Here is a 24,818-nt window from a genome sequence, read left to right as displayed (position 1 = left end):
TCGTTACCCCAGTACGTCGTAATCTTTTTTGGAAACTGGACGAATCAGATTCAATACACCTGTGCGGGATAAAGCACCTGTCAAATAGTAGGCGAATACACCTGCGATCAAAGCACTGCCCAGTAACCGTAGACCAATGAATAATATATAATTCCAAAATGCCAGCTGATCGATATAGCCATAGTACGTATCCACAAAAATGGACATGATCGCGGAAGCGAAAGCGGCAAGAATCGTCACTCCCACATTGGTGCGACGATAACGGAAAGCCGCGAACACCAGCTCAGCACCAAGCCCTTGCAGCAATCCAAAGACGAGTGTCGACACGCCCCAATGACCGCCATACAAGGCCTCAATCGTTGCGGCTGCAGCTTCAGCCAACAGGGCAACACCTGGTTTACGAATCACGAGGAACGCGAACGTCGCAGCCATGAACCACATGCCATAGCTCAACTGTTCCGCATGTAACCCTAGCGGCTTCATAAGATCATAGATCGGTCCCCATATCCGATAAATCACGCCAAACACGGCTGAAATGACAATCGTGATCAAAATATCTGTCAGCTTCAACCCTTTTTTACTTGCTTCCTTTTGCTCCATCTTCTTCTCGACTCCTTTTTCCCAATTCGTATTTGTCAATGAGATAGGCGAACACGCCAACCTTGGATACATGGTCTCTTTTGCCCCTTAAGGACAAAAAAAGCCCGCCGGAATACCGGCAGGCTTGAACATTTGTGCATAAAAAAGCACATCAGGTCTCTACGCTGGCATTATCCAGATCAGATTAACGGTCAGTGGCATTGGGCCACTATCTCAGCCTGACTTCATCAAGCACCCGTGTTGCTATTCATTTGGCTTAACTGTAGCGGATTATCTGCTCTTTGGCAATCCTTTTTTTCCCAAAGAAACAGAGAAGCTTCCCCATGCTCAGTCTGCACTAGTAACATGCCAAAATCAGGATAACATTAGAAGTTGACTTCCACCCCATAGAAAAACTACAATTTGTAGTGTCCTCATTATTTTTTAACAAAGAAACTTATTCAGGGTGGATGATTCCACATGCAGAAAGGGATTGAAATGATGACCATATTGCTCTATATCGGACTAGCTCTATTCATTGCAGCTATCATTGGTTATGTACTCGCAGCAAGAATAAACAAAGACAACACCTCGCGGTTGAAAAAGGCTGAAAAGCAAGCCTTAAAAAAGAAACATAAAACTTGGCTTCTTCTTTCACACGCCTTGCTCATTATCGCTCTCGGCAGCGTCGGTACTTCACTTATTCAAAGCTCCGCAGGCAAGTATAGCCTAGATAAGCTTAATTTCCATGCCAACATTCAGGTCACAACAGATAAGGATTACGGACGCGATCATAAAGATGGCACTTTGATGTACGAGATGAAAATCCCTACTTCAGGTACGCATAGTCCTCATGATTTGAAATTCGGTTTCTATAAGGAAAGACCTGGTTACGAGATGCTTGTCCACAACTTGGAGCATGGGGATATCATCATCCATTACCATCCCGATGCACCGAAGGAACTGAAAGATCGCCTTGACTACTTGACCCACTTCAAGACGGCTGGTGCTGGTGTGCTAGCAGTTCCCAATGTCGATGTGCCGGCCGATCAAGAGGTCGTGGTTACGGCTTGGACGAAAACAATGTCACTCGCCAAATTCGATGAAGCTAGTGTTGGTACGTTCATTCACGACTATATCAACAAAGGCCCCGAGCAAATTCCTGCTAACGTGCGTCTGGGCGGCGGAACGATGTAATTATTTGCGAATTATTTCCGAATCGTTTCACGATCTGAAACTAGTTCGGTTGGTACTAAACCTGTCATTCTTCGGAATACACGATAGAAATAAGACGGATCGTTATAGCCAATAAACTCGGCAATTTCGGTGACGGTCAGGGCGGAGTGACGCAGCATGTAGACGGCTGTTTTGATCCGCGTGACGTGAACGAATTCACTGATCGTTTGACCCGTGACTTGGCGAAAAAGCGAAGCTGCATAATTCGGCGAGCGGCTGATACAGGTGCCTAACTCGTCCTTGGTGACATGCTCGCGGTAATGATTCTGGATATAGCTTTTCATTTGCTCCACGAGAAGTGCGGTTGCCGAGGTTGTGGCTGCCTGATCCCACTCTCTTTGGAGAAACACAAACAGCTCTTGCAGATGCGCTTCACATAGCGCCATGTAATAGGGCTGTTTGTCTTGCCAACCACGATGGATCAAACGCAGCCGATCAGCGATGATGTCGAATTTGCCGGTCTGGCGGCAAGTGTAGGACGATTGTTGCAGCAGCGGAAAGATGTCTTGTGCTGCTTGTGCGTCAAATTGCAGCACAAATTTCTCATGAATTTTCGTTGGCACACTCCGGCCATAGAAGGGAGTTTCTCTCGGGACGAGGAGCCATTGCCCTTTCTCTAGCACTTGTTTCTTCTCATTGACCCAGTACACACAGCGGCCATAGATCACGAAAACAAGTGTCCAGTCCGGACGCATAATGGGCTGTTCCTCGTTCCATGTACTGCTTTTATCATAGTGAAAGCCAGTTAGCTGCATAAAATCCTCGCCTCCTTGTATCATACTATATTACATATATCATACTATAGTTCATAGAAAATCGCATAGATAAGGCATATAATGAAGCCAACTAATCTCTTACATTCGAAAGGAAGTCCTTCACAATGCGTAAAACGAAAATCATTTGTACAATGGGTCCTGCGTGTGACTCCGTCCCAACCCTGAAAGAATTAATTAGCGCCGGCATGAGCGTTGCGCGTTTAAATATGGCACATGGCGATTTGGATGAGCACCGCGGTCGTATTCAGCGTGTTCGCCAAGCTGCGCAAGAAATGGGTGTTATTATCCCGATTCTTATGGATATCAAAGGTCCAGAAATCCGCATCGGTCAATTGAAAGATGCTTCCTATGACTTGCAAACGGGCGATCGCATCGTCTTGACAACTGAACAAATTATCGGCGATTCCAGCCGTGTATCGGTGAACTACCCAGGTTTGCCGCAGGATGTTAAGCCTGGCAATCTCGTATTGATCGACGATGGTTCCATCGAGCTGCGTGTTGAAATGATCGATGGCACAGAAGTGACTTGCAGCGTCTTGAACCCTGCTCAGTTGAAGCAACGCAAGGGTGTTAACTTACCAGGTGTACGCACATCCTTACCGGGTGTGACGGAGCGCGATGTCATGCACATCAAATTCGGCGTTGAGGAAAATATTTCGATCGTCGCGATGTCCTTCGTTCGTAACGGAAACGATGTTCGTGAGGTTCGCGCCCTTCTAGAGCAGTATGGCGCAGGATTGACACCGATCATCTCGAAAATCGAGAACGAAGAAGGCATGACGAACTTCGCTGGCATCCTGGAAGCTTCAGACGGTATCATGGTTGCCCGTGGTGACCTTGGGGTTGAAATTCCAACCGAGGAAGTTCCTATTGCACAAAAAGATATGATCCGCGCTTGTAACTTAGCTGGTAAACCGGTTATTACAGCTACGCAAATGCTGGATTCCATGCAGCGCAACCCGCGTCCGACTCGCGCTGAAGTGAGTGACGTGGCCAATGCCGTGCTTGACGGCAGTGACGTTGTGATGCTTTCCGGCGAGACAGCCGCTGGCAAGTATCCGGTCGAGTCCGTGACGATGATGGCAACCATCGCTGAGCGTGTCGAGCAAACCATGGTGCGCAGCTCCTTGGTTGATGCACAGCTGCAATCCAATAACGAGATCACCGAAGTGTTGTGCCAAGCAGTTGTATCCTCCGCGAACAAGCTGCATGCTGCGGCGATTCTAACACCAACAGAGACGGGCTTCACAGCGCGAATGATCGCCAAATATCGCCCAGAAGCACCGATCATCGCGGTAACGAACAGCCAGCACGCGATCAGCCAGTTGAGCATGGTGCAGGGTGTCATCCCTGTTCTTGGTGAGTTCTGCGAATCTACGGATGCAATGATTCGCTCCGCGATCAACCAAGCAGAGACGCTTGGTTATGTGAAGAAAGGCGACCTCACCGTCGTCTCCGCAGGTATTCCAGTTGGGAAGTCCGGTACGACTAACCTGTTGAAGGTTGAGCGGGTTTAGGGGTTTGCAAAGCAGGAGAACCTCCATCTATTTCCGGCAGTTATGGGCTGGTGAAGAGAAATAACGGGAAACCGTGTCTCTCCCCGCCCCACTAAACGATTAGATGGAAAACCTCCATCTATTTCCGGCAGTTATGACTGGCGAAGAGAAATAACGGGAAACCGTGCCTCTCCCCACCCCACTGAACGATTAGATGGAAAACCTCCATCTATTTCCGGCGATAAGTGCTGGTATAGCAAAATAACTGGAAAAACTCCTGTTATTTTCTAGGAATTACGTGATAATCCGCGAAATAGCGATAAATAGATGGATTTTTTCCATCTATTTGCGATTTTCGGCTAATTCCCGGCGAAATAGATGTACTTTTTACAGTTAAACTGCCACTTAGCGCAGGCCACTAGCCTCCCCTCCACCATTGTCCAGTGGATTGGGAGGTTTTTTGATGGCACAGCACCAACATCACTGCAATCAGCAGATACCTTGCCGTAGCCCCCGCCTCCCTGTAGCCTCCTGAGTGATTAGATGGAAAACCTCCATCTAATTCAGGCGATAACGGCTCATGTAGCGAAATAACTGGAAAAACTCCCGTTATTTTCGAGTAAGAACGAGATAATCGGCAAAATGGCGAGAAATAGATGGATGTTTTCCATCTATTTGCGATTCCCGGCTAATTTCCGACGAAATAGATGTACTTTTTACAGTTATAATGCCTGCGTAACACTGACCACTAACCTCCCTTCCGCTTGTATCCTGTGGAGGGGGGGTTAGATTGTACCTGTGTTGTGGAGTGGCAGGTTAGATGTGTACCTATCCTGTTGTTTGGTGGAGGGTAGATGTTTACTTGGCCTGTTGGAGTAGAGTGGGAGTTTTTAGATGTGTACCTGTCCCTGTTGAGTGGTGGAGGGTAGATGTTTACTTGGCCTGTTGGAGTAGAGTGGGAGTTTTTAGATGTGTATCTGTCCCTGTTGAGTGGTGGAGGGTAGATCTTGTTGAGTGATGGGTTAGATGTTTACCTATCCTGTTGAGTGATGGGGGTAGATTTTCACTTGGCCTGTTGGAGTAGAGTGGGAGTTTTTAGAAGTGTACTTGTCTAGTGGAGTCGGAGATTTTTTGTGGGCCTACTGACCAAGATGAAATTTGTTAGAAAGCTAACTAGAAAAAGGGGTACACTAGAGTAACTATTAACTTTCGAGTAACGGAGGATGCATGTGATTATTCGACTTGGATTCGTATCTACGGCAATGGCGATTTATAATAACACGCCGAGTTCGACGTTTACATACAAGCTATTCTCCGAGCGGCCGCGCGAAGAGGCTATGCAGCGCGCTATTGAAATTGGCCGCAAAAACCTCCAAGCGACGCAGCGAATTCTCTATTATAATGCCGCTCATGGCATTCGTTTGTTTCGACTTTCGTCCGCACTAATCCCCCTAGCCACGCATCCGGATGTGCGGATTGATGTTGCCGGGGAGTATGCCGCCGAGCTTCGTAAGCTCGGCGAATTCGCGAAGGCGCACGATATCCGGCTCAGCATGCATCCGAATCAATTTACCTTGCTCAACGGAAGCGATAAGGTCGTTGCTGCGGCGATTGAGGATTTGAATTATCATGCGGCCATTCTGGATGGCATGGGACTGGACGAGGCGGCCATCATTAACATCCATGTTGGCGGTGTGTATGGTGATAAGGAGGCCGCGACGCAGAAGCTTTTCGACAACGCGCCGAAGGTGCCCGAGTCTGCAATGCGGCGGCTGACGTTTGAGAACGATGACAAAACGTACACGCTCGAAGAAACGCTCGCCGTAAGTCAGAGGCTGCAGCGTCCGTGCATGCTGGATTTGCATCACGACTGGTGTAATCCATCCACCCTCTCCCCCATTGATCTGCTTCCCCAGATCGCACAGACATGGGGAGATCTGCCAATGAAGATCCACGTCTCCTCACCCAAGAGCGAGAAGGAATTTCGCTCCCACGCGGATTACATCGAGCCGGAGATGCTCACGGCTTTTCTCAAAAGCTGCAAAGAGATTGATCTCCCCCGCATCGACGTCATGATTGAAGCGAAGGTGAAGGATTTGGCTTTGTTTCGTCTTGCGGAGCAACTTGGCAAAATCCGCGGTGTGAAGCGGTTGGAGGGTGGGGTTTTGAGCTGGTGAGATCAAAAAGAACCGGATCTGATAATTGGTCAAGACCCCATTTAATGGACACTAAAAAAAGCCCTAGGCTGCAAGCTGGCGTCGGTACTCAACCGGCGTCAGCTTGTTTAGTTTTCTCTGTGCTCTTTCCTCGTTATAAAATTGAATGAATTCCTCAATTCTCCTTTGTGCTTCCTCGATACTTCGGATATCATAGGGATAGAGAGCTTCTACTTTTAGATGAGAGAAGAAGCTTTCGATTGAGGCGTTGTCATAACAATTTCCTCGGCGAGACATGCTGATTCGGGCGCCAACCTTTGGCAGCATGTCGTGGTAGGCATGAGACGTGTACTGGTATCCCTGATCGCTGTGAACGATCAATCCCGGGATGTTGCCTGTCACGTCTGTTTGCGTTTCAAATGCCTTTCTAAACGTTTCTAGTACAAGCGGATTATCATTACGGTTACTGATGTGATAAGCCACGATTTCTCCGTTCCACAGATCCTTTACGGCGGACAAATAAAGGCGATCATCAAATACACGATACTGCGTAACATCGGTAACCCACTTTTGATTTGGACCATCAGCATGGAAGTCTCGTTGTAGCAAGTTCTCAGCGATTCTCCCGTCGGATACAGCTGCCTCATGACTCGTTCGGTGAACATATTTACGTCGGATAATTGACTTGATTCCTAGGCTCTGCATGAGGCGTAGAACCTTCTTATGATTGACGATAAGGTTGTATTGACGATACAACTCATCTTGAATACGGCGGTATCCTAGGATCTTCTTGCGTTGCTCATAAATTGCTAGGATTTTGAGCTTCAGTTCTCCGTCAGGATCTGCCTTGCTACGTTTTACATAGGCGTAGTAACCACCTCTGCTTATTCCCAAGTAAGAGCATAGACCCTTTACACTTTGCTCTTCCTTCAGTTCATCAACGACGTAGTATCTCTTTTGCGCACCTCCCGATTCAAGATTTGTAACCACTTTTTTAGCACATTTACCTCTAGCTGCAACTGTCGAATCAGGCGCTCCTGCTCTGTCTCTGTCCGAAACGGTACTCCACGCTTGTCCTTGAAGCTTTCTTCACCGCACTCGCGGTACTTCCTCATCCACTTCTTGACCCGACCCTTGTCATGTATATCCAAATGTTTTGTGATCTCTCTGTAGCTCCATCCCTCCACCATATGTAACCGAATGGCCTCTGTTTTGATGGATTCTGGATAATGCTTAAACGTTTGTCCTTTGATCGCCATAAAAAATACACCCCTTATAATTCATCGGTTTACCCAGGGGGTTTTTCCAATGTTCATTATAAGGGGTGCACTTCAAATCTCAGATCCGGTTCTTTTCCGTCGTATCAAGGGCTGCATTGGCCTGGTGTATATTTTTCACATGACGCAAAGCGTTAATTTCGCCGCCGATAATGATAATGAGCGCTGAGATGTAGAACCAGGTCATCAGCACGATGATCCCGCCAATACTGCCGTACGTCGCGCTGTAGTTGGTGAAGCTGTTGACATAGAAGGAGAACGCTAGCGACGTTCCTTGCCAACCAATGGAGGCGAACAATGCGCCTGGCAGCACGCTTTTACACGTTAAGCAAGTGTTGGGTGCGATATAGTAAATGCCGATGAATACGACAAAAATGATGACAAAGTTAATAATCCAGCGAAGGTGATTCCACAGCTCGATATGGGCAGCCGCCACATGCACGTGCTCCGCTAACCAATCCCCAATCCAGTGACCGAACACGCTAAGCAACAGCGCCGAGATGATCACGACTAACATACCTAACGTAAGCATGATAGCTAAAAAACGAGAGTGAATGAAGCTTTTACGAGCCGGCAACCCGTACGCTTTATTGACTGCTCGGACAATGGCGTTCATCGCCGCGCTGGCACTCACTAAGGCCAAGATTAAACCGAAGGAGAGTGTGCCGCCTCTTTTGACATTGAGCAGGTTACTGAGTGTTTCCTCGAGCCACCCTGCCACAGCCCCCGGAATGTACTCCCGAATCAAGCCGACGACATCATCGGAGGAGAACGGCAAGTAGCCGAGTAAGCTCATTACGAAAAGCAATAATGGAAAAAGAGATAGCAAAAAATAGTATGCGCACTGCGCGGCCAGCCCGGTGGCATCGTGATCATTGAACTTTCCCCACAGCAATTTAACGTAAGATTTAACCATACGGCTATTTTTCCTTTCATACGGCTATAATTGTGGTAAAATAGGTGGTTCAGTCTTGCATGAAACAATGTTATGAAACAGGTGGTCGACACATGAATACCATGCCTATGTATACAACGCCGTTAGGCTCAAAACCAACTACAGAACGCCCGATCCCTCATGCCCAAATGGCGCTTCTTACGAATAGCACAAAGCTTGTTCCCGATGGTGATGCCGATAGTTATTTCTTCCGCGACTTAGAGGAACACGGTATCCTGCTCAATGAAGCTCAGATCAAGGCTGTCAGGCACTTCAAAGGCCCTCTTCTCACGCTAGCTGGCGCAGGTTCAGGAAAAACGACGGTACTTGTGTGCCGCGTCGCCTACTTGCTCCGAGTCCATCAGGTACAGCCTGCGAATCTGCTTCTTATCACATTTTCCAAAAAAGCCGCTGAAGAAATGCGGGAACGTCTCACGACGATGCCTGGTCTTCATGCAAGTATGGCTAACGTGATGCAGGTGCGGACGTTTCATGCTTTTTGCCTGCGATTACTGCGGATGAACGGACTGCAGCAGGAGATTCTGAGCGATGGCCGCTTTCAGCAAATTGTTTTCAAGCGGATCATGCTTAGTATGGGCTTGCAGGATACGTATCAGCCTGAGGTGCTCATTTCCCTGCTTTCCTCTTACAAAATGCAGCTCATCGAGGTCGAAGATCTCCCAGAAGGCACCGAAGAGGAACGGGAAGCAAAGAAAATTTTCTTGCAGTATGAACAGTGGAAAATGGAACAACAGAAGATCGATTTCGATGATATTTTGATCAAGGCGTACCAACTGCTCCTCCACAATCCCGACATTCTCCGCTCGATGCAGCGCAAATTTACGTACATCAGTGTCGATGAGTTCCAAGATACGAATACCGTTCAGTATGAAATCATTAAAATGATTGCGGCAGTTCATCAGAATCTGATGGTTGTTGGTGACGATGACCAGACGATTTACTCGTTCAATGGGGCGAGAAATGAGTTTATTTTGCAATTCCATGAGCAGTACCCTACGGCAACAACCGTAACACTAGATATCAACTATCGCTCGACCTCGAGTATTGTTGGCTTAGGCAATGCGATCATTAAGCATAATGTGCAGCGGAAATCGAAAACACTTCTGGCCACCAAGGAAAGCACACTTAAGCCGCACTATGTGAAGCCTGCGAACAGTGATGACGAGGCGGACTGGTTAATCGACGATCTGCGGCTTAAGGTTGCTGAGGGCGGCAGGCAGTATGGAGACTTCGCAATTTTGTATCGGACGGCGAGTAACAGTCGGGCTATTATTGAGGCGTTAATCCTGCATAACCTCCCTTTTGTCGATTACGGTACGAATGATTCCTTCTATGAACAGTGGATGGTGAAGCCGATTATTGACCATTTGCGGATTGCGCATGAGCGTCGGAATTTCGAAGCGATCGAAGGGGTCCTCCCCTCATTATATATTGGACGAGACCAAGGCATGCGTATTATTCAAGATCAAGAAGCGATTCAGGCGAAAAAGTGGCCTTTAATCCATCTGCTGGGTCTCCCACAGTTAAAGGAATTTCAGAAAGAAAAGCTGAAAGCCCGCATTCGTCTGATCAAATCCCTCGTGGAGATGACACCGCTCGCAGCCATTCAGGCGATTCGCAAAGATTTCTACGATGCATTTCTCGAGACGAACAAGCGCAGTAAGCTTACACAGCATCGTGAGATGCTGAAGGAAACGCTGGACGAACTGGAATCCTCTGCGAAAAGGTTCAACACGGTCGAGCAGTTCCTTTATTTTATCCATGAAGTAGCGGAAAAACGCACGGAAATGCGGATGCAAAGCAAAGAACAATTCGCGGATAAAATCTCGCTGATGACGATTCATAAATCGAAGGGACTCGAGTTCCCGATTGTGTACCTGCTCTGTGCGATTGAAGGCAATATGCCGCATTCCTCGGCACTCGATGCAAGCCATTTGGACGATGTCAAAATGGCCGGCGTTGCGGGGCGCGACAAGGGAACTGCCGCGCTCGAGGAAGAACGGCGACTGGCTTATGTCGCCGTGACAAGGGCGAAGGGCGAGCTTCTGATCAGCTCGCCGGCGTTCTACCGCGGGAAGAAGGCGGAGCCTTCCCGCTTCTTGCTGTCCGCGTTCCCTGGCGCGGACGCAGGAGCTGTCACCAGCCGCAGCAAGCCGGCTGGTGGGTTCTCGGCCGCTGGCGGAGCTGCGGCCGGGCGGTCAGCCACTGGCAGAGCCGTGGCTGGCAGCAGTGCTGCGACCGCGACCGAGCGGGTCGCGGCGTGGTTGTGCAGCGCGACCGGCTGCAAAGCCTGGTCGCGGATCTCTTCGCCGCAGGAGGCACGACTCGCGGCGAAGGCGTGCCCGCTGTGCGGCGCGGGCATGGTCAAGGGCAGCCGCGAGATCGCGCTGGCGCGGCGGTAGCGGCTATTTTGATCTGCTGCTTTAGATTGTGTCGTTCCCGGCGAAAACAAATGTTGTACAGCATACAACATTACCCTACTACATGCGCCGTCAAACAAAAGAATATTGTACATACAACATTCTTTTGTACTTTTGTGCGCTAGGCTTGCCGTCGCCGGCCGGGCTAATGTCCTTGCGCACAATTTTTGTGCGCTATGCGTGCCATCGCCGACCGGCTTGATGCCCTTGCGCACAATTTTTGTGCGCTAGCGTGCCGTCGCCGGCCGGGCTAACGCCCTTGCGCACAGTTTTTGTGCGCTAGCGTGCCGCCGCCGACCACGCTGATGCCCTTGCGCACAATTTTTGTGCGCTAGCGTGCCGCCACAGACCACGCTGATGCCCTTGCGCACAATTTTTGTGCGCTAGCGTACCGTCGCCGGCCAGACTGATGCCCTTGCGCACAGTTATCTCCAACGCTAAAGAGCAGCCATCCCACAAGGGATGACTGCTCTTTTCTTTCATCTCGACATTTTACACTAACGCATTTACACTAACGCTCTCAACGCCTTCAAAGCTGCCTCATAATCCGGATGGTGACTCATTTCAGTCAAATACTCCACATAGCGAACTGTATCATTCGCATCCACGATGAAGATCGCACGCTGATCCAACTGAATCTCTTTGATAAGCACGCCATATGCTTGACCGAACGAGCGATTTTTGTAATCGGAAAGGGTGACGACTTTATCAATCCCCGCAGCACCACAGAAACGGCTTTGTGCAAAAGGCAAATCCACCGATATCGTCAAAATAACGACGTCGTCACCAAGTTTGTCGGCTTCCACATTGAAGCGGCGCGTCTGAGCGTCACATGTCCCTGTATCGACGGATGGCACAACGGAAATGAGCTTCACTTTACCCGCATAATCCGCCAGGCTAACTTCAGTCATCAGATCCTTATTCACTTTAAAATCAGGCGCTTGATCCCCTACTTTGATTTCTGGCCCCAGTAAAGTAATTGGATTGCCGCCAAGGGTAGCGATGCCTGTGCGTTCTTGTAGTTGTGTCTGTGTCATATCATAGTCCTCCTAAGGTATATGTGAATGGTTTGTTTTTCGTAGTATTTCGACCTAGCTTAAACCGCTGCAATAACAGCCTTCAACTTCTCTTTGCTTTGCAACCCAACCAACTGATCGACCACTTGCCCATCTTTAAAAACAAGTAAGGTTGGGATGCTCATCACGTTATATTTCGCAGCAGACTCTGGGTTGTCATCGACGTTGATTTTAACGATTTTCGCGGAGTCACCGACTTCAGCTGATAGTTCGTCTAGGATCGGAGCGATCATTTTACAAGGGCCGCACCATGGCGCCCAGAAATCGACGAGGACGGTACCGGTACTTGTTTCATTTTGAAAAGTAGCATCAGATATATGATTAACGGACATAGCTCATTCCTCCTTGTAGTACTTGCTCTTGTGAAGCATGCTCCGAAATAAAACGTTCGGCATCAAGTGCGGCCATACAACCGCTTCCTGCTGAAGTTATCGCTTGGCGATAGATCCGATCTTGTACATCGCCACAAGCAAACACCCCTGGGATCGACGTTTGGGACGTACCTGGGATTACTTGCAAGTAACCAAGCTCATCGGTTGGCAGCTGCCCGCCTAAGAAACCGGTATTCGGGGTATGCCCAATCGCTAGGAAAATCCCGTCCGCCTCAAGTAGCTCTTCTTCACCTGTAGCGTTGTTATGGACTTTCAGTCCTGTCACACCCATCGGCCCTGCCACCACTTCAAGTGGTGTACGGTTTAAGCTCCAAGCTACTTTGCTATTGCCGCGAGCGTGATCCTGCATGATTTTCGAAGCTTTGAGATCATCTCTGCGATGAACCACACGCACTTCGGAAGCGAATCGAGTCAAAAACTGTGCCTCTTCCATTGCTGTGTCACCGCCGCCGATAACGATGATTTTTTTGTTACGGAAGAAAAATCCGTCACATGTTGCGCAAGTACTTACCCCTTTGCCAATATTGTCGGCTTCACCAGGTATCCCCAATTTCTTAGCTGTTGCACCTGTTGAAATAATTAGCGAGTCCGCGGTCAATTGCCCGCCATCCTCGAGAAATAAGGTAAATGGACGCCTAGAGAAATCCACTTCCGTTACGCGCCCCGACTGAATCGTTGCCCCGAAGCGAAGCGCTTGTTTCCGCATGTTGTCCATTAGCTCAGGTCCTGTAATCCCATCAGGGAAACCTGGGAAGTTATCGACTTCTGTTGTTGTGGTCAGTTGACCACCTGGCTGTATACCCTCTATAACAAGCGGTGAGATGTTCGCTCTTGCTAAGTAGATGGCTGCGGTTAGTCCCGCGGGTCCTGTTCCGATAATGATTGCTTTGTGATGCATAGGAATTCCTCCTTTTTTACTACCGAGTTGCTGATGCCATTCAATTAACATTGTGTACAATTAAATTTGTAGCAAACCTTATGAATGAATCATACCAATCACGATCAACTTTGTCAACAATTAAATTGTGTACAATTAAATGATGTGTACCTATTATGTATTAAGCTCACGTTCAGCTTCCACTCATACTTCCTTCAGCTTGGTCAGGCATAATGAGATTCAGAACGAGAACGACACCAACAGTCACATCACGAGAGGACGTATATACATGAATTCAAAAAATAATCGCACATGGGTGTGGACATCATCCGCCCTACTGGTCGTCTTGATCGCTTATGCTTCGGTTTTCCCACCCGTTTCTAAAAATAACGATGAGAAAGCTGTTGCCAAGGTCAATGGAGTTGAAATAAGCACGACGAAGCTGTATAACGCGTTGGTAGCAAGTGGCGGGGCACAAACGTTAGACTCGATGATCACAGAAGAGCTTATCAGCCAAGAGAGTAAAAAAGCGGGAATTCAGATCACAGATGCCGATGTGACGAACGAGATTCAAACGATCAAAGCAACATATGGCTCTGAGGATGAATTTAACCAAGCACTTGCCAACTACGGCATGACACTGGACGATTTGAAGAAAAACATGCAATCGCAAGTGACGTTGAAAAAGATTTTGGAGCCACAAGTCACGGTCACAGACGATGAAATCAAAAAATATTATGATGAAAATTTAGAATCATTAAAAGTACCTGCACAAGTCAAAGCTTCTCATATCTCTGTAGCAACGGAAGCTGAGGCTAATGCAATAATAGCGAAGTTGAAAAGCGGCGGGGATTTCGCAGCACTTGCGAAGGAAAGTTCCACGGATGCAGCAACCAAGGATAAAGGCGGAGATCTAGGCTATATCTCGGCAGGACAAGGAGATCCGGTGTTTGAAGCCGCGGCATTTGCTTTGGAAACAGGCGGTGTTAGCTCGGCGGTACAAACAGCAACAGGTTACGATGTCATTAAAGTAACGGATCATAAAGCAGCTTCAACACCAACACTTGCAGACAAAACAGCTACAATTAAACAATCGTTAGTCGATCAAAAGATTTCAACGCTTTCCCAGACTTGGTTGGAGCAAAAGAAATCCGAAGCAAAGATCGAAAACAATCTTGCTGATTTGACTAAGACAACCTAGTTTTAGCTTTAGTGAGACGTGTGTGAATTCGGGTGAGCATCCGGCGGGACTGATGGCGTCGGGTGAATAGAGCGAGAAAAGCCACCTGCGTCCTGTGCGGCGGATGCCCTCGGACTGAAATAACTGTAAAATACGTAGTTAAATTGAACCTTTTCCACTCGAAATTCGATTTAGATGGAAAACATCCCGTTATTTCTAACGGAATTCGGCTTTGGCGGGAATATCGCTTGAATTAGCTACATGAAATCCATCTATTTGGAAAATCCACGGGATTATCGCAAAAATAGCTGTATAAAATCCATCTAATCGGTGGCGACGCGTGAGCGTTGGGCTAACAGGCGCGGCGTGCGCGCGTTGAGTTACTAGGCGAAACCTGCGAACTTGGGCTAACAGGCGCGACGTGCGCGCGTTGGACTACCAAGCGAGTCATGCAAGCGTTGAGCTAACCTGTGCGACGTAGGGACAGCCTCAACCCAAAAACCCCCTTAGCTACAGCAGCTAAGGGGGTTTTCCTATCCTTTTACGGTGTGCGAAGCTTCATCTCGTCCAGGCTTTTGAACTGGTAGCCCTGCGCCCGCGCAGCGTCAATGATTCTACCCAGCGCCTCCGTATTGTCGCTGGACACGGAGTGCAACAGGATGACGGCACCTGGATGCAGCTGGGCCATCACATTTTTATACGCATACTCCCAGCCCTTCTGCTTCTTAGGTTCCCAGTCGCGATACGCAACGGACCAGAACACATTCGTGTAGTTCAACCCATGGCTGACAGCCAGCGAACGGTCGTTGAATATACCACGCGGCGCACGCAGATAGTGCATGTCCTTTTGCCCCGTCACCGCGGCGACCTCGTCTTTCACTTGATTAAGCTCTTTCTGAATGCGCTCCGCCGGAATCTGACTCATATCGGGATGGCTCCATGAATGGTTGCCAATCAGATGCCCCTCGGCGGCCATGCGCTTAAGCAACTCTGATTCTGTCCGAATATAGTGGCCTGTCACGAAAAAGATAGCCGGTACCTGCTTCTCTTTGAGCACATCCAGAATTCGACCTGTGTAGCCTTGTTCATACCCGTTATCGAAGGTTAAGTACAATTCCTTTTGCGTCTGATCGCCTGTAAAAACAGCGCCGTGCTGCTTCAAGAGGCCCTTGAATCCCTCTTCATCGATCGATGGCGGCTGGCCGTTGACACTCTTTTTGAAACCAAAATGATAGGTTCCATCCGCTGAGACCATGGTCATTTGACTCGCCATAAGAGCTAGGGAAAATAGGAGAATGCGCAAGATTTTCATATGGATGTCATGCACTCCTTGCCTTGTGTAATGAGTTGCGGCAATTTACAGCCAATTGTGACTGTTACTAATATGCCACACCACGGCAGGAGATTATGTGTAAATCCTCAATCAATCACTTTACCGAACGCTTCGACGATGTCTGCTTGAAACGACAAATTAGTCAGTTTTTGAATTTCCGCATAGGACTCCTGTTTCGAGGTTTCCTTCCTATAGGAACGCGGCGTTGTCATCGCGAGATACATTTCTACAATACCAAGCATCTGCGATAGGACTGGAATTTGAGCTCCTTCTAGGCGAAATGGATAACCGGTGCCATCTATTTTTTCATGATGATACAAGAATACCCTCTCTACTCCCTGGAAATCCGGAATACCTTCGCACAGTTCCCTCGCCATATAGCAATGCTCCTGTACAACTTCGTACTCAAATTCCGATAATTTACCTTCTTTTTCAAACATATAATCCGGCAATTTCACCCTGCTCACAAAATGCATGAGTGAAAGTAAATCAATCTCCCACTCCTGAACACTTAGACCGCCATAGGCATGAACCAGTTTCTTCAGCAACGTACTCATTTCACCAATTTCTTTGCGTGAGGTCTGCGTTTTCCGTTCTCCTACCGAGATAAAGGATTGGAGCATATTAATCACCTGCTGCTTCTGTTTCTGAAAAGCGGAGGCTTCTGCATCGCGTTTATATTGAAACATGGTGGTTTGAATAATAACACCTAAAATGATACAACCAAGCGCATAAACACCTTTCGTTGTCGCCATGATAATAGATGAAGTATCCCCATATGACGTAAAGCTTGGGCCCAATATTTGAAAACTAATAAAGTAAACTAAGAATAAGAGCGTGCCATACATGTAAATCCTGAATTCAACCAACAAACTGAGCATAACTGGAAAAAAAATAAGCGCCACCCACATTTGTTGCAACGCTAACGGATTATATAAAGTGGTTATAACGATAACCAGAAATATTAAAGCGGGAGCAATCATCTTCGAGTACCGGTTGTGTTCGGGCATCAGGTGCTGCAAGCCATACATCGCCCATCCAAATACGGCGGCTGTTGCCGATGCCATCATATACAAGTGAGACTCTGTATTTCGACTAATCAGCCAATAGCCTAAACCGCTCAATGTGCATAATGTAGCCATGCTGCCAATGATAAACATACATAGCTGATGAATTGGTTGTCTACTGAATCGCTGCACTATGTTCATAGCAAATTCTCCTTTGGTTGAAACATGGAGGTCCCCTTCATCACTTCATGAATTGTAGTAAGAATCGTCTCCGGACAGGTATCTTTCATCAAATATCCGTCCACACCTGCTTTACATGCACGATAAATATCTTCACTTTCGTCGAATGCGGTTAAAATAATAATTTTTATATTCGGTAATCTCTCCTTTAATATTCGGACACCCTCGATGATGCATTGCCCCGGCATTTTGAGATCGGTAAGAAGTAAATCGGGCACAAGGGCCAGTGATTGTAATACGGCTTCATTACCGTCAGATGCCTCTCCCGCTACGGTGTACGAGCCACAACTTTCAAGCAGCATATGCAGGCCTGCCCTAATCATCTTCCGATCGTCAGCTATGACAACTTTATACATAAGCCATACTCCTCTCTCGCGGAATATAAGCCATAATCGTAGTACCCTTACCAGGTTCCGAGTGAAAGGAGATCGCTCCATTCAAAGATTTAATTCGATTTTCCATGCCTCCCAGTCCGTAACTCCCTCCTGAATTCCCATTAGACGACTTCATTCCAACTCCATCATCCCTAATTGTTATCGCCCATTGCACACTCGTAACCTCAATTTCCACATAAATATGTTTGGCTTGCGCATGCTTGATGACGTTATTCGCCGCTTCTTCGACCAAATGATAAATCGCTTCCTCGATATCCAGCTGTTCGTGTGCTACCCAACCTATCTTCTCAAAAGTTGGTTTTACTTCTGTGTGCTCTGTCACCCGTTGCAGCAGTTTCTCTATGGCATGATGAAGATTAATTTTTCTTTTCTCATCCTTCAGTTCAATAATGAACCGCCTAATATCACGGTGACTCTCTTTGACTTTCTTCTCAACTTCCATGACAAAAGGAAGTGTCTCCTCACGTGTATTTGCCGGAAGGGATTGTTTTAGTTGAAACAGCTGGATAGAGATAAAGAATAGTTCCTGTGCGATACCATCATGAATATTTTGCGCGATGATGTCCCGTTCTTTCCCAATTGCTGTCTCTGCTGCTTGCGCCAATTCCCCTTTGACAAATTGATCAGCTTCCAATCGGATGAGTAGAAAGTGAATATACAGTTTATGTAGAACAGTCAATTCGTCCTTCCCCGCTTGCACAAGCAACCAACCGTAGATATTCCCCTGACGATCCTTAAGTGTTTCAATATAAAATGGCAAAACCTCGCCTGTCGGAGAAGGCACGTCCGCATACACTTTGAAAGAGTAAGGTCTATTTTGTTTTAAATAATTCGTATAGTAAGTCTGTCTCCAGCTTTGAAGCTTTTCAGAATCGCTTGCACCAACTAAGCATAGAATGACTTCGCGGTCATCCAACACCTTCTTCAGCACACCTTCCGAATAAGGGATCACACCCTGATTTTTAGCTGATGCCGCATAAGAACTAGTTGCATACACCAACATGAGCTTCCTGTATTCGTTACGAACAACCTTAATCCCGTAATGGATCGTGCCCATGCAAATAAAGAAGATGAGCACGACAAAGCTATAATTAAGATGCTTGATCATATACTCATGCATCGACAATGAAGCTGCACTGGAAAATAGCAGGGGAGTAAGCAGCGAATACAAGAGTATGATGGAATAATATACGTTCCAAGTTACAAACCTTTTGAAAGTAATCAAGCCAGCGAAGCTGTATACAAGAACTGGGCTCGAAAGTCCTCCTGTTTGGCTAATCAAATAAATACTAAAACATACATCTATTATTGCTGTTAGCAATTTTGCCTTCGGAAGGTTTCTAATTTGAGCAAAGCTATATAGGGTTTGGAAAAGTACAGCCGTCAACACTAACTCCGGTGTAACTGGATTATTTTTGGCATACATGAGGAGCCCGATCAGCAGCAACGCCCATCTGAAGGCAAGGAATACATATAAGCCCGTTTTTCTTTGCAAAAACATGTCTAACTTCTCCTAAACTTAATATAATCTTAATGGTAATTTGGAAGAATGTGTTATATAATAGCGTTTTAATTAGTCTAAAAGTCATGGGTAATTGGAACCATATTACTATAACACAGTTACGTTTCATATAGGAGGTTAACTACATGATTAACATCATTATCCTCGATGATCATCCGCTTGTTCGGCAAGGTATTCGAACGATCGTCTCATCCAGCCCACTCATTCATGTGCTCGGAGAAGCGGCCAGCACCAGAGAAGCACTACGTCTCCTCGAACAATCTAGACCTGATCTCGTCCTCGTTGATTTGAATTTAGGGAGCGAAAATGGATTGGACATGATCCAAGCAGCCCGCCGTGCAGGACATACTTGCAAATTCATGATATTAACCTCATCGATCACACGAAGCGAACTTCAGCTTGCCCAATCCCAACAGATCGAGGGTATCTGCTTAAAGGAGGCCTTTCCCGAAGATCTCTTATACGCTATTGAGGTCGTTTCTCGTGGGCGTAAATACTACGATTCTGATTTAGTGAGTTCCCTTATGGAGGATGCTTCAGCAAGTCAGGAACAAATACTTTCTGAGCTGACTCCCAAAGAGCTTGAGGTCCTGCTCGCCCTTGGTAAAGGATTTTCGAATAAAGAAATCGCCAACGCGCTGTTTATTACAGAATTCACGGTTAAGAAACATGTGAGTCAAGTCTTGGCTAAGCTTGATTTATCAGATCGTACACAAGCTGCCTTATACGCTCTCTCCAAAGGATTAGTTCAGTTCGAACTTCAGCGCTAACACAAGAAAGATCCGTCGGGATACTCCGCCGGATCTTTCTTGTCACTTCAAGTTAAGTGGCTTAGAAATACGATACATAGGCAATAAGGAAATGGCCGCATAGCCTTTCACATCTTTCAATTGAACCTGACCTAAGGAAGGATCTCGACTATCCTTACTCTCTCCCAAATTCCGATTGTCTCCAACAACAAACAAATGCCCGTTCTCCACAATTTTCTCGCCCATATCTTCCGACTTCCCTACCGTATACAACTCAGGCAGTGGACTGCCATTTACATATATGATGCCATTAGCAATAAGTACATGGTCGCCCGGAACGCCGATTACACGTTTAATAATGGAAAAACCTAATCGCTGATCCTTAATAACAACGACATCGCCATATTTGGGTGATGAGTAAAAAAGCGGAATTTTGTTCATTAGCAAGATGTTTCCATTCTGTAATGAGGGATTCATTGAATTTCCTGAAACCTTAGTAAGCCCGATCATATTATTGATTAGAATAAAGGCAAGTCCTAGGAGTAAAAGAAATCGGATCCAACCCCACACTTCACTTTTCTTCTTACTAGTTGCCGGTATAGCTGACACGACTTCTTCCATACATCAATTCACCTCTATGACTAAATTCTGTTGTCGTTAGTTGTTGTAGGTAACCTCAGTCACTGTAGTAGGTGTTGACTGTTGTCCATACACATCTCCAGTCACTGAAGATGGTTGTTGTGGCGGCACAGTTTGTACAATAGGTGCTGTAGGTACAAAGGTAAGTGTTGGCGGTACATAACTGCCCACTAACTCATCCATTCCTGCCTGTGCGCTATCTACAATCGCTTGAAGCTTGCTTAAAACTTGCTCTCGGTCCTGCACGGATTGGAAATCTACTTTGACTAGCAAGTTTTGGGCATACTGGCCCAGCGTTTCCATGCGCAATCGCTTCTGTTCCTCACTAAAAGCATCTAAACTTTTAGCCGACGTTTCGAGTCGAAGCTGCAATTCTTTCTTCAACAATTCCTTTTGCTTTTCCGTCTCGGATTGTATGGAAACATCCAAGCTTTGCATAACTTGCCCTGTTTTCTTCGCAAACCACGAAGTCATAGAGCCAGCAAGATCCGTATCGGCATAGGAAATCCCGGCTGAGGCCGTAATGATAACCGTTAAAGAGACAATTCCAGCGACGACTTTCCGCTTCGATCCTATCTGTTTCCGCTCGTTAATGTGTTTCATTCTGCAGCTCCTTCTGTTTCATTAAGAGAAGCCGGAGATCCACAAAGGTGAACCCCCAGCTATTTGACTAGTTGATGCTTTTTACAATGTTCTCCAAATCACTCAAAGCTTTTGTTTCAAGCACATCCGCACGGTCTGCAATTCTCCCTTGAGCTGCTGTTTGAAGCTGAGTTGTCAACTCTGTAAGCTTAGTTTGAAGTGCACTAATTTTCGTATCAAGATTCGCTTTCACTTCTGTTGTAGCGGTAGCTTTTTCTGTAGCCAATAACACTTCTAAAGCAGCTTTCGTATCCACAATTTGTTTAGTCAATGCCGCTGTTGCTGCATCGCTCGTCGTTTTAGCGCCATCATTTAATCTAGTTGTGTAGACACCTTCATGGTTTCTTACACCATTTGTAATTTCAATTGTGTCTGCGATCCCAATTGCTGTTAAGCTGGCATTCGTTACTGCGTTAGTTGTATTTACTAGCGCATCGTACTCAGCGCCAATGCTACCTGTAATGCTTGCTTTTTTATCTGAAATTTGGTTCAAATATGCCGAGTTTTGTGTATTAATTGCACTTTTAACGCCAGCCAGCTCTGCTTCACCTGTTGTTTTAATGTTCACACGCGCTGCATTTAACCCGCTGTCAACATTATCATCCAGGGCTTTTGCTTTCGTAGCATAATACGTTCCGAAATCACCAGCAACTGCTAATTTAGCTGCAGTAGAAGCCGTATTGTACCAGTTTTGAAGTTGTACACCTGCATCCGTTGCTGCAAAAGCTGTACCCATACCCGCTACTAAACCTGTTGCAATAACACCAATCGCTAATTTACTTTTCAATGCTTTCATTTCTCATCAATCTCCCTTTGAATTAGTTTATTTGTTCATTGCGCTCACCTTAAGTGAACCCATTTAATCACTCTGACTGACTAGTCACCTAGTGCTGCTGTTAAACCTTGAATCATCTCATCCGCCCATTGCTCGATGTCACTGCTCATTTGCTTGGTTGAAGCATCGATATAGGTATCGAAACCCGCCAGACTAGACTTGCTAAGCGCTGCCGCTGCACCTTCTAGTTGATCTGAGTAGGTTTGCCGAGTAGCGTCAATGCTGCTTGCAAGTGTGTAGCTTGCATCTTCCGTCACCTTCTCCAAATGAACACGAACACTTGCAACTGACTTCTCATTGGATTCGTCCAAGGCTTGACTAGCCATGACCATATCTTGTTGAAGTTGATGATCAATCGCTTGTTGATTGATACTTAACTGTGACTTAAACCACACCTGCAGTGGTGCACTAGCCTCTGAATACGCATAGGCCGTTCCCATAACTAGGAAAGTCGATAGGCTCAATGAGACGATTATCACTTTACGTTTCAATAGTTTCATTGATACTGCCTGACCTCCTTCGTCGCTGCGTTTACTTGCTTACATACATATTGTATCTTCATATCCGAAATGTGACCTCGCCCTAAAGAGTAGTTTATTACTGCTACCTATGTGGGAGTCGATGGTATACTTTCGTACCATAGTCACCTAAATCCCAACATTATATTTAGACTCCTCCGAATTCTGTGATATCCCCCCATTCCACTTGGCTTTCATCTGAATACAATAGAGTACATGATCTGTAGGGGTGGAGATTCATATTCGTAGACGAGATCCTAAACCAATCAAAGAAGATTTACTGCATGTCCTCAAGCTATCGTCAGAGGAAGATATTTATCTAGCACAGGTTAACGGATTTTCATTAGCCGATATCGCGAAAGCTAACCAAGTTGATGTACAGAAAGTCATTGAACTCCAGTTAGCGGAACTAACGGAGCAGCTGCAATTGCGACTGTTTAATGGCAGCATCACACCTGAGCAATATCTAGCACAGCGTGCTGAATTACCAGAAATAATTAGTAAAAGTGTTTATGCGATGTAATCGCGCGCGGCACCCTATTTAGGGTGCTTTTTCGTTGCGAAAAGCTTGTTGCTGCCCTGCTTTTATGTCACTATGAGACTACGACCTACGCTGCTTAGAAAGGAGTTCATGTGCTGTGAATTTCCATCAAATGATCTCGCTTGTTCCGCTAATTGATCATATTCAGGTGGCTTCTTCCGCCTTAGCCGTTACAAGTTCACCTAGAAAGTATCAACTCGTTATCGTCCGCCAAGGTCATCTCACGCTGCACTTCGCCGGCCATGAACCCATTATTTGCTCGCAAGCCTATGCTTGTCATCCCGATCAAAGTGACTACACCATTCAAGTACCCAGAACGAAGATCGTCGATTACGTCATCATCACCTATACGATGCTGCCAGAGGATCACCATTGGACTTTGCAGGGACACCTCACTACCTTAAGTGAAATCAAAATCCACTATATGCTCGATGAAATTATCCGAAGAACGCAGGACCATGATCCTTTGACTGTCTGGGAAGACACGACACATATCATGCGAATGAGAATGATGTTAGAGCGCATCCTATTTATATATCTGCACGAATCCGATTTGACCCATGAGAAAAAGTCAGCTTCAGAAGCGATCGAGGGAACGATCTCCTATATCAACGAGCATTACATGCTTGAGCTTACTTTGCCTATGCTGGCCCGTCGTGCGGGAATGAGTGTGGGATATTTTACGGTTTTGTTTAAAAATATGACAGGAACAACGCTGATGAGCTACTTGTATGCCTTGCGTATTGAGAAAGCCAAGATCATGTTTCTGCAGACAGATCTGCTGGCCAAAGAGATTGCAAGCCGCGTTGGATTCATCGATTACTTCCATTTTAGTAAGGTATTTAAGAAAAAGACGGGCTATACGCCCTCCGAATATATGATTAGTCACCCTAAAATCTAATACTCAGACATGTCTAATCTGCATATTGGACATGTTCTATCCCTCTATTATTCGGTATCATACTCATTGAGAATAATAATCATTGTCACGGAGGAATTGAAATGAAATCCCTTTTTACTCGTATTAGCCTTATCGCACTGATCAGCGTTTTTGCACTAAGCCTTGCTGCTTGTGGCAAAACGACGAATACCGAATCAGCTGCAACAACGACACCAGCAGCTGCTAGCCCAACCCCTGCTGCCAAAGCAGATGGAAAGATAACTGTTCAAGATGCGGTAGGCACGGTTGAATTGCCTAAAAAGCCTGAACGTATCGTAGCCATGGAATTCGGCTTCACAGACATCCTTGTCTCTCTTGGCGTGCAGCCAATCGGTGTTGCGGACGATAGCTCCCCAGACCTTTTGATGGACTCCGTAAAAGCTTTGCTGAAAACGTACACGTCCGTCGGTTCACGATACGAGCCTAACATTGAACTTATTTCATCCCTCAAACCAGATCTGATTATCGTTGATATTAATAAACATAAAGCTGCGATTCCACAGCTCAAAGGTATTGCACCTGTCCTTGTATTGGATGACTTCCAAGCGGACTACAATCAAATGCTGAAGAACGTAGGCATTATCGCACAAGCCGTTGGTAAAGTTGAAGAAGGCAAAAAGCGCCTAGCTGAACACGAAACGAAAGTTGAAGCGATGAAAAAGAAGCTAGCTGCAGCGAACATTAGCGTTCTCCCTGCAGTTGTGAATCCAAAAGGCTTCTTCGCACATTCGGATCATGCGTACAGTGGCTCCTTCCTCGCTATGCTTGGGTACAATGATCCGGTTAAAAATGCGACAGCTTATCCACAGATTACCTTGGAACAATTGGTTGAAGCGAATCCAAAAGTCCTATTCGTAATGCCGACTGAGAAAGTAACGATCGTGCAAGAATGGGAAAAGAACCCGCTGTGGCAGAAAATTGATGCTGTAGCTAACAAAAAAGTATTCACTGTTGAGAGACGCGACTGGTCCTTATCCCGTGGTATGATCGGGTCGGAGAAAATCCTCGACGATATCGTGAAGAATCTGGGGCAGTAG

At 46.5% G+C, this 24,818-nt stretch carries 25 protein-coding genes and 1 riboswitch; of the genes, 9 read left to right on the top strand and 16 right to left on the bottom strand.

What is annotated here, in order from left to right:
- Positions 1-3 precede the first annotated feature (3 nt).
- Positions 4-600: an ECF transporter S component gene (locus GC096_RS08915; RefSeq protein ID WP_171629894.1), complete on the bottom strand. Its 597-nt coding sequence runs from the start codon at positions 598-600 to the stop codon at positions 4-6.
- A 139-nt stretch (positions 601-739) separates the two neighbouring features.
- A riboswitch (TPP riboswitch) is annotated at positions 740-849 on the bottom strand.
- Between the two features lie 210 nt (positions 850-1,059).
- Between GC096_RS08915 and GC096_RS08910 the strand changes: the two genes are divergently transcribed.
- Entirely contained in the window at positions 1,060-1,776 is a 717-nt protein-coding gene (locus tag GC096_RS08910) for a DUF3105 domain-containing protein (protein WP_171629893.1), read from the top strand.
- An 11-nt stretch (positions 1,777-1,787) separates the two neighbouring features.
- On the opposite strand, the gene GC096_RS08905 is transcribed toward GC096_RS08910, so the two are convergent.
- Positions 1,788-2,570 (bottom strand): helix-turn-helix transcriptional regulator, encoded by a 783-nt coding sequence (locus tag GC096_RS08905; RefSeq protein ID WP_171629892.1) that lies wholly within the window; start codon positions 2,568-2,570, stop codon positions 1,788-1,790.
- Positions 2,571-2,695: 125 nt separating this feature from the next.
- Between GC096_RS08905 and pyk the strand changes: the two genes are divergently transcribed.
- Positions 2,696-4,108, top strand: coding sequence for a pyruvate kinase (gene pyk / locus GC096_RS08900; protein ID WP_171629891.1), 1,413 nt, complete (start codon positions 2,696-2,698; stop codon positions 4,106-4,108).
- Positions 4,109-5,316: 1,208 nt separating this feature from the next.
- Complete coding sequence (gene uvsE / locus GC096_RS08895) at positions 5,317-6,264, top strand: UV DNA damage repair endonuclease UvsE (RefSeq protein ID WP_171629890.1); 948 nt, start codon at positions 5,317-5,319, stop codon at positions 6,262-6,264.
- Between the two features lie 63 nt (positions 6,265-6,327).
- Here uvsE and GC096_RS08890 read toward each other — a convergent pair whose 3' ends face one another.
- The 3 genes from GC096_RS08890 to GC096_RS08880 all read right to left on the bottom strand — a co-directional run bounded on the left by GC096_RS08890 (position 6,328) and on the right by GC096_RS08880 (position 8,436).
- Positions 6,328-7,233: an IS3 family transposase gene (locus GC096_RS08890; protein WP_171629889.1), complete on the bottom strand. Its 906-nt coding sequence runs from the start codon at positions 7,231-7,233 to the stop codon at positions 6,328-6,330.
- Positions 7,173-7,502 carry a helix-turn-helix domain-containing protein gene (locus tag GC096_RS08885; protein ID WP_171629888.1) on the bottom strand — a complete coding sequence of 110 codons (330 nt, stop codon included), beginning with the start codon at positions 7,500-7,502 and terminating at the stop codon, positions 7,173-7,175. The genes GC096_RS08890 and GC096_RS08885 overlap by 61 nt, the downstream gene beginning before the upstream one ends.
- Positions 7,503-7,581: 79 nt before the next feature.
- Positions 7,582-8,436: a YihY/virulence factor BrkB family protein gene (locus tag GC096_RS08880; RefSeq protein WP_171629887.1), complete on the bottom strand. Its 855-nt coding sequence runs from the start codon at positions 8,434-8,436 to the stop codon at positions 7,582-7,584.
- Between the two features lie 92 nt (positions 8,437-8,528).
- Between GC096_RS08880 and GC096_RS08875 the strand changes: the two genes are divergently transcribed.
- Entirely contained in the window at positions 8,529-10,877 is a 2,349-nt protein-coding gene (locus GC096_RS08875) for a UvrD-helicase domain-containing protein (protein ID WP_171629886.1), read from the top strand.
- A gap of 524 nt (positions 10,878-11,401) precedes the next feature.
- On the opposite strand, the gene tpx is transcribed toward GC096_RS08875, so the two are convergent.
- From tpx to trxB, 3 genes are read right to left on the bottom strand one after another with little or no spacing between them, the layout of a single operon-like run.
- Positions 11,402-11,932, bottom strand: coding sequence for a thiol peroxidase (gene tpx / locus GC096_RS08870; protein WP_171629885.1), 531 nt, complete (start codon positions 11,930-11,932; stop codon positions 11,402-11,404).
- Positions 11,933-11,991: 59 nt separating this feature from the next.
- Positions 11,992-12,303 (bottom strand): thioredoxin, encoded by a 312-nt coding sequence (trxA, locus tag GC096_RS08865; RefSeq protein ID WP_171629884.1) that lies wholly within the window; start codon positions 12,301-12,303, stop codon positions 11,992-11,994.
- Complete coding sequence (gene trxB / locus GC096_RS08860) at positions 12,293-13,261, bottom strand: thioredoxin-disulfide reductase (RefSeq protein ID WP_171629883.1); 969 nt, start codon at positions 13,259-13,261, stop codon at positions 12,293-12,295. The genes trxA and trxB overlap by 11 nt, the downstream gene beginning before the upstream one ends.
- A gap of 268 nt (positions 13,262-13,529) precedes the next feature.
- Here trxB and GC096_RS08855 point away from each other — a divergent pair, with 268 nt between their 5' ends.
- The gene (locus GC096_RS08855) at positions 13,530-14,441 is read left to right on the top strand and encodes a peptidylprolyl isomerase (RefSeq protein WP_171629882.1); all 912 of its coding nucleotides are present in this window, start codon (positions 13,530-13,532) and stop codon (positions 14,439-14,441) included.
- Between the two features lie 520 nt (positions 14,442-14,961).
- On the opposite strand, the gene pdaA is transcribed toward GC096_RS08855, so the two are convergent.
- The 4 genes from pdaA to GC096_RS08835 form a co-directional block, all read right to left on the bottom strand.
- On the bottom strand, positions 14,962-15,732 hold the full coding sequence (gene pdaA, locus GC096_RS08850; RefSeq protein ID WP_171629881.1) for a delta-lactam-biosynthetic de-N-acetylase: 771 nt from the start codon (positions 15,730-15,732) through the stop codon (positions 14,962-14,964).
- 107 nt (positions 15,733-15,839) lie between these two features.
- Positions 15,840-16,961 (bottom strand): HD-GYP domain-containing protein, encoded by a 1,122-nt coding sequence (locus GC096_RS08845; RefSeq protein ID WP_171629880.1) that lies wholly within the window; start codon positions 16,959-16,961, stop codon positions 15,840-15,842.
- Positions 16,958-17,356: a response regulator gene (locus GC096_RS08840; protein WP_171629879.1), complete on the bottom strand. Its 399-nt coding sequence runs from the start codon at positions 17,354-17,356 to the stop codon at positions 16,958-16,960. The genes GC096_RS08845 and GC096_RS08840 overlap by 4 nt, the downstream gene beginning before the upstream one ends.
- The gene (locus tag GC096_RS08835) at positions 17,349-18,896 is read right to left on the bottom strand and encodes a sensor histidine kinase (protein WP_171629878.1); all 1,548 of its coding nucleotides are present in this window, start codon (positions 18,894-18,896) and stop codon (positions 17,349-17,351) included. Before GC096_RS08835 ends, GC096_RS08840 begins: the two co-directional genes overlap by 8 nt.
- A gap of 146 nt (positions 18,897-19,042) precedes the next feature.
- Between GC096_RS08835 and GC096_RS08830 the strand changes: the two genes are divergently transcribed.
- Positions 19,043-19,687: a response regulator gene (locus GC096_RS08830; RefSeq protein ID WP_216626071.1), complete on the top strand. Its 645-nt coding sequence runs from the start codon at positions 19,043-19,045 to the stop codon at positions 19,685-19,687.
- 42 nt (positions 19,688-19,729) lie between these two features.
- Here the strand turns inward: GC096_RS08830 and lepB are convergent, their stop codons facing one another.
- The 4 genes from lepB to GC096_RS08810 all read right to left on the bottom strand — a co-directional run bounded on the left by lepB (position 19,730) and on the right by GC096_RS08810 (position 22,282).
- The gene (gene lepB / locus GC096_RS08825; RefSeq protein ID WP_171629877.1) at positions 19,730-20,287 is read right to left on the bottom strand and encodes a signal peptidase I; all 558 of its coding nucleotides are present in this window, start codon (positions 20,285-20,287) and stop codon (positions 19,730-19,732) included.
- 36 nt (positions 20,288-20,323) lie between these two features.
- Positions 20,324-20,908 (bottom strand): hypothetical protein, encoded by a 585-nt coding sequence (locus GC096_RS08820; RefSeq protein ID WP_171629876.1) that lies wholly within the window; start codon positions 20,906-20,908, stop codon positions 20,324-20,326.
- Positions 20,909-20,975: 67 nt separating this feature from the next.
- The gene (locus GC096_RS08815; protein WP_171629875.1) at positions 20,976-21,743 is read right to left on the bottom strand and encodes a hypothetical protein; all 768 of its coding nucleotides are present in this window, start codon (positions 21,741-21,743) and stop codon (positions 20,976-20,978) included.
- A gap of 80 nt (positions 21,744-21,823) precedes the next feature.
- On the bottom strand, positions 21,824-22,282 hold the full coding sequence (locus tag GC096_RS08810) for a hypothetical protein (protein ID WP_171629874.1): 459 nt from the start codon (positions 22,280-22,282) through the stop codon (positions 21,824-21,826).
- Positions 22,283-22,529: 247 nt separating this feature from the next.
- On the opposite strand from GC096_RS08810, the gene GC096_RS08805 reads away from it, so the two are divergent.
- The 3 genes from GC096_RS08805 (at position 22,530) to GC096_RS08795 (ending at position 24,818) form a co-directional block, all read left to right on the top strand.
- Complete coding sequence (locus GC096_RS08805; RefSeq protein WP_171629873.1) at positions 22,530-22,823, top strand: hypothetical protein; 294 nt, start codon at positions 22,530-22,532, stop codon at positions 22,821-22,823.
- Between the two features lie 115 nt (positions 22,824-22,938).
- Complete coding sequence (locus GC096_RS08800; RefSeq protein ID WP_312886225.1) at positions 22,939-23,742, top strand: helix-turn-helix transcriptional regulator; 804 nt, start codon at positions 22,939-22,941, stop codon at positions 23,740-23,742.
- 101 nt (positions 23,743-23,843) lie between these two features.
- A complete protein-coding gene (locus GC096_RS08795) occupies positions 23,844-24,818 on the top strand; it encodes an ABC transporter substrate-binding protein (protein WP_171629872.1) in 975 nt (324 codons plus the stop codon).

This window comes from Paenibacillus plantarum, from assembly GCF_013141695.1.
Lineage (GTDB): Bacteria > Bacillota > Bacilli > Paenibacillales > NBRC-103111 > Paenibacillus_E > Paenibacillus_E plantarum.
The sequence above is the reverse complement of the archived record's forward strand: the minus strand, read 5'-3'. Positions and strand labels throughout refer to the sequence as shown.

Bases quoted from the DNA above. Each gene is read 5' to 3' on its own strand.
- GC096_RS08915 (WP_171629894.1), bottom strand. From the start codon at position 600: ATGGAGCAAAAGGAAGCAAGTAAAAAAGGGTTGAAGCTGACAGATATT.
- GC096_RS08910 (WP_171629893.1), top strand. From the start codon at position 1,060: ATGCAGAAAGGGATTGAAATGATGACCATATTGCTCTATATCGGACTA.
- GC096_RS08905 (WP_171629892.1), bottom strand. From the start codon at position 2,570: ATGCAGCTAACTGGCTTTCACTATGATAAAAGCAGTACATGGAACGAG.
- pyk (WP_171629891.1), top strand. From the start codon at position 2,696: ATGCGTAAAACGAAAATCATTTGTACAATGGGTCCTGCGTGTGACTCC.
- GC096_RS08885 (WP_171629888.1), bottom strand. From the start codon at position 7,502: ATGGCGATCAAAGGACAAACGTTTAAGCATTATCCAGAATCCATCAAA.
- GC096_RS08880 (WP_171629887.1), bottom strand. From the start codon at position 8,436: ATGGTTAAATCTTACGTTAAATTGCTGTGGGGAAAGTTCAATGATCAC.
- GC096_RS08875 (WP_171629886.1), top strand. From the start codon at position 8,529: ATGAATACCATGCCTATGTATACAACGCCGTTAGGCTCAAAACCAACT.
- tpx (WP_171629885.1), bottom strand. From the start codon at position 11,932: ATGACACAGACACAACTACAAGAACGCACAGGCATCGCTACCCTTGGC.
- trxA (WP_171629884.1), bottom strand. From the start codon at position 12,303: ATGTCCGTTAATCATATATCTGATGCTACTTTTCAAAATGAAACAAGT.
- trxB (WP_171629883.1), bottom strand. From the start codon at position 13,261: ATGCATCACAAAGCAATCATTATCGGAACAGGACCCGCGGGACTAACC.
- GC096_RS08855 (WP_171629882.1), top strand. From the start codon at position 13,530: ATGAATTCAAAAAATAATCGCACATGGGTGTGGACATCATCCGCCCTA.
- pdaA (WP_171629881.1), bottom strand. From the start codon at position 15,732: ATGAAAATCTTGCGCATTCTCCTATTTTCCCTAGCTCTTATGGCGAGT.
- GC096_RS08845 (WP_171629880.1), bottom strand. From the start codon at position 16,961: ATGAACATAGTGCAGCGATTCAGTAGACAACCAATTCATCAGCTATGT.
- GC096_RS08840 (WP_171629879.1), bottom strand. From the start codon at position 17,356: ATGTATAAAGTTGTCATAGCTGACGATCGGAAGATGATTAGGGCAGGC.
- GC096_RS08835 (WP_171629878.1), bottom strand. From the start codon at position 18,896: ATGTTTTTGCAAAGAAAAACGGGCTTATATGTATTCCTTGCCTTCAGA.
- GC096_RS08830 (WP_216626071.1), top strand. From the start codon at position 19,043: ATGATTAACATCATTATCCTCGATGATCATCCGCTTGTTCGGCAAGGT.
- lepB (WP_171629877.1), bottom strand. From the start codon at position 20,287: ATGGAAGAAGTCGTGTCAGCTATACCGGCAACTAGTAAGAAGAAAAGT.
- GC096_RS08820 (WP_171629876.1), bottom strand. From the start codon at position 20,908: ATGAAACACATTAACGAGCGGAAACAGATAGGATCGAAGCGGAAAGTC.
- GC096_RS08815 (WP_171629875.1), bottom strand. From the start codon at position 21,743: ATGAAAGCATTGAAAAGTAAATTAGCGATTGGTGTTATTGCAACAGGT.
- GC096_RS08810 (WP_171629874.1), bottom strand. From the start codon at position 22,282: ATGAAACTATTGAAACGTAAAGTGATAATCGTCTCATTGAGCCTATCG.
- GC096_RS08795 (WP_171629872.1), top strand. From the start codon at position 23,844: ATGAAATCCCTTTTTACTCGTATTAGCCTTATCGCACTGATCAGCGTT.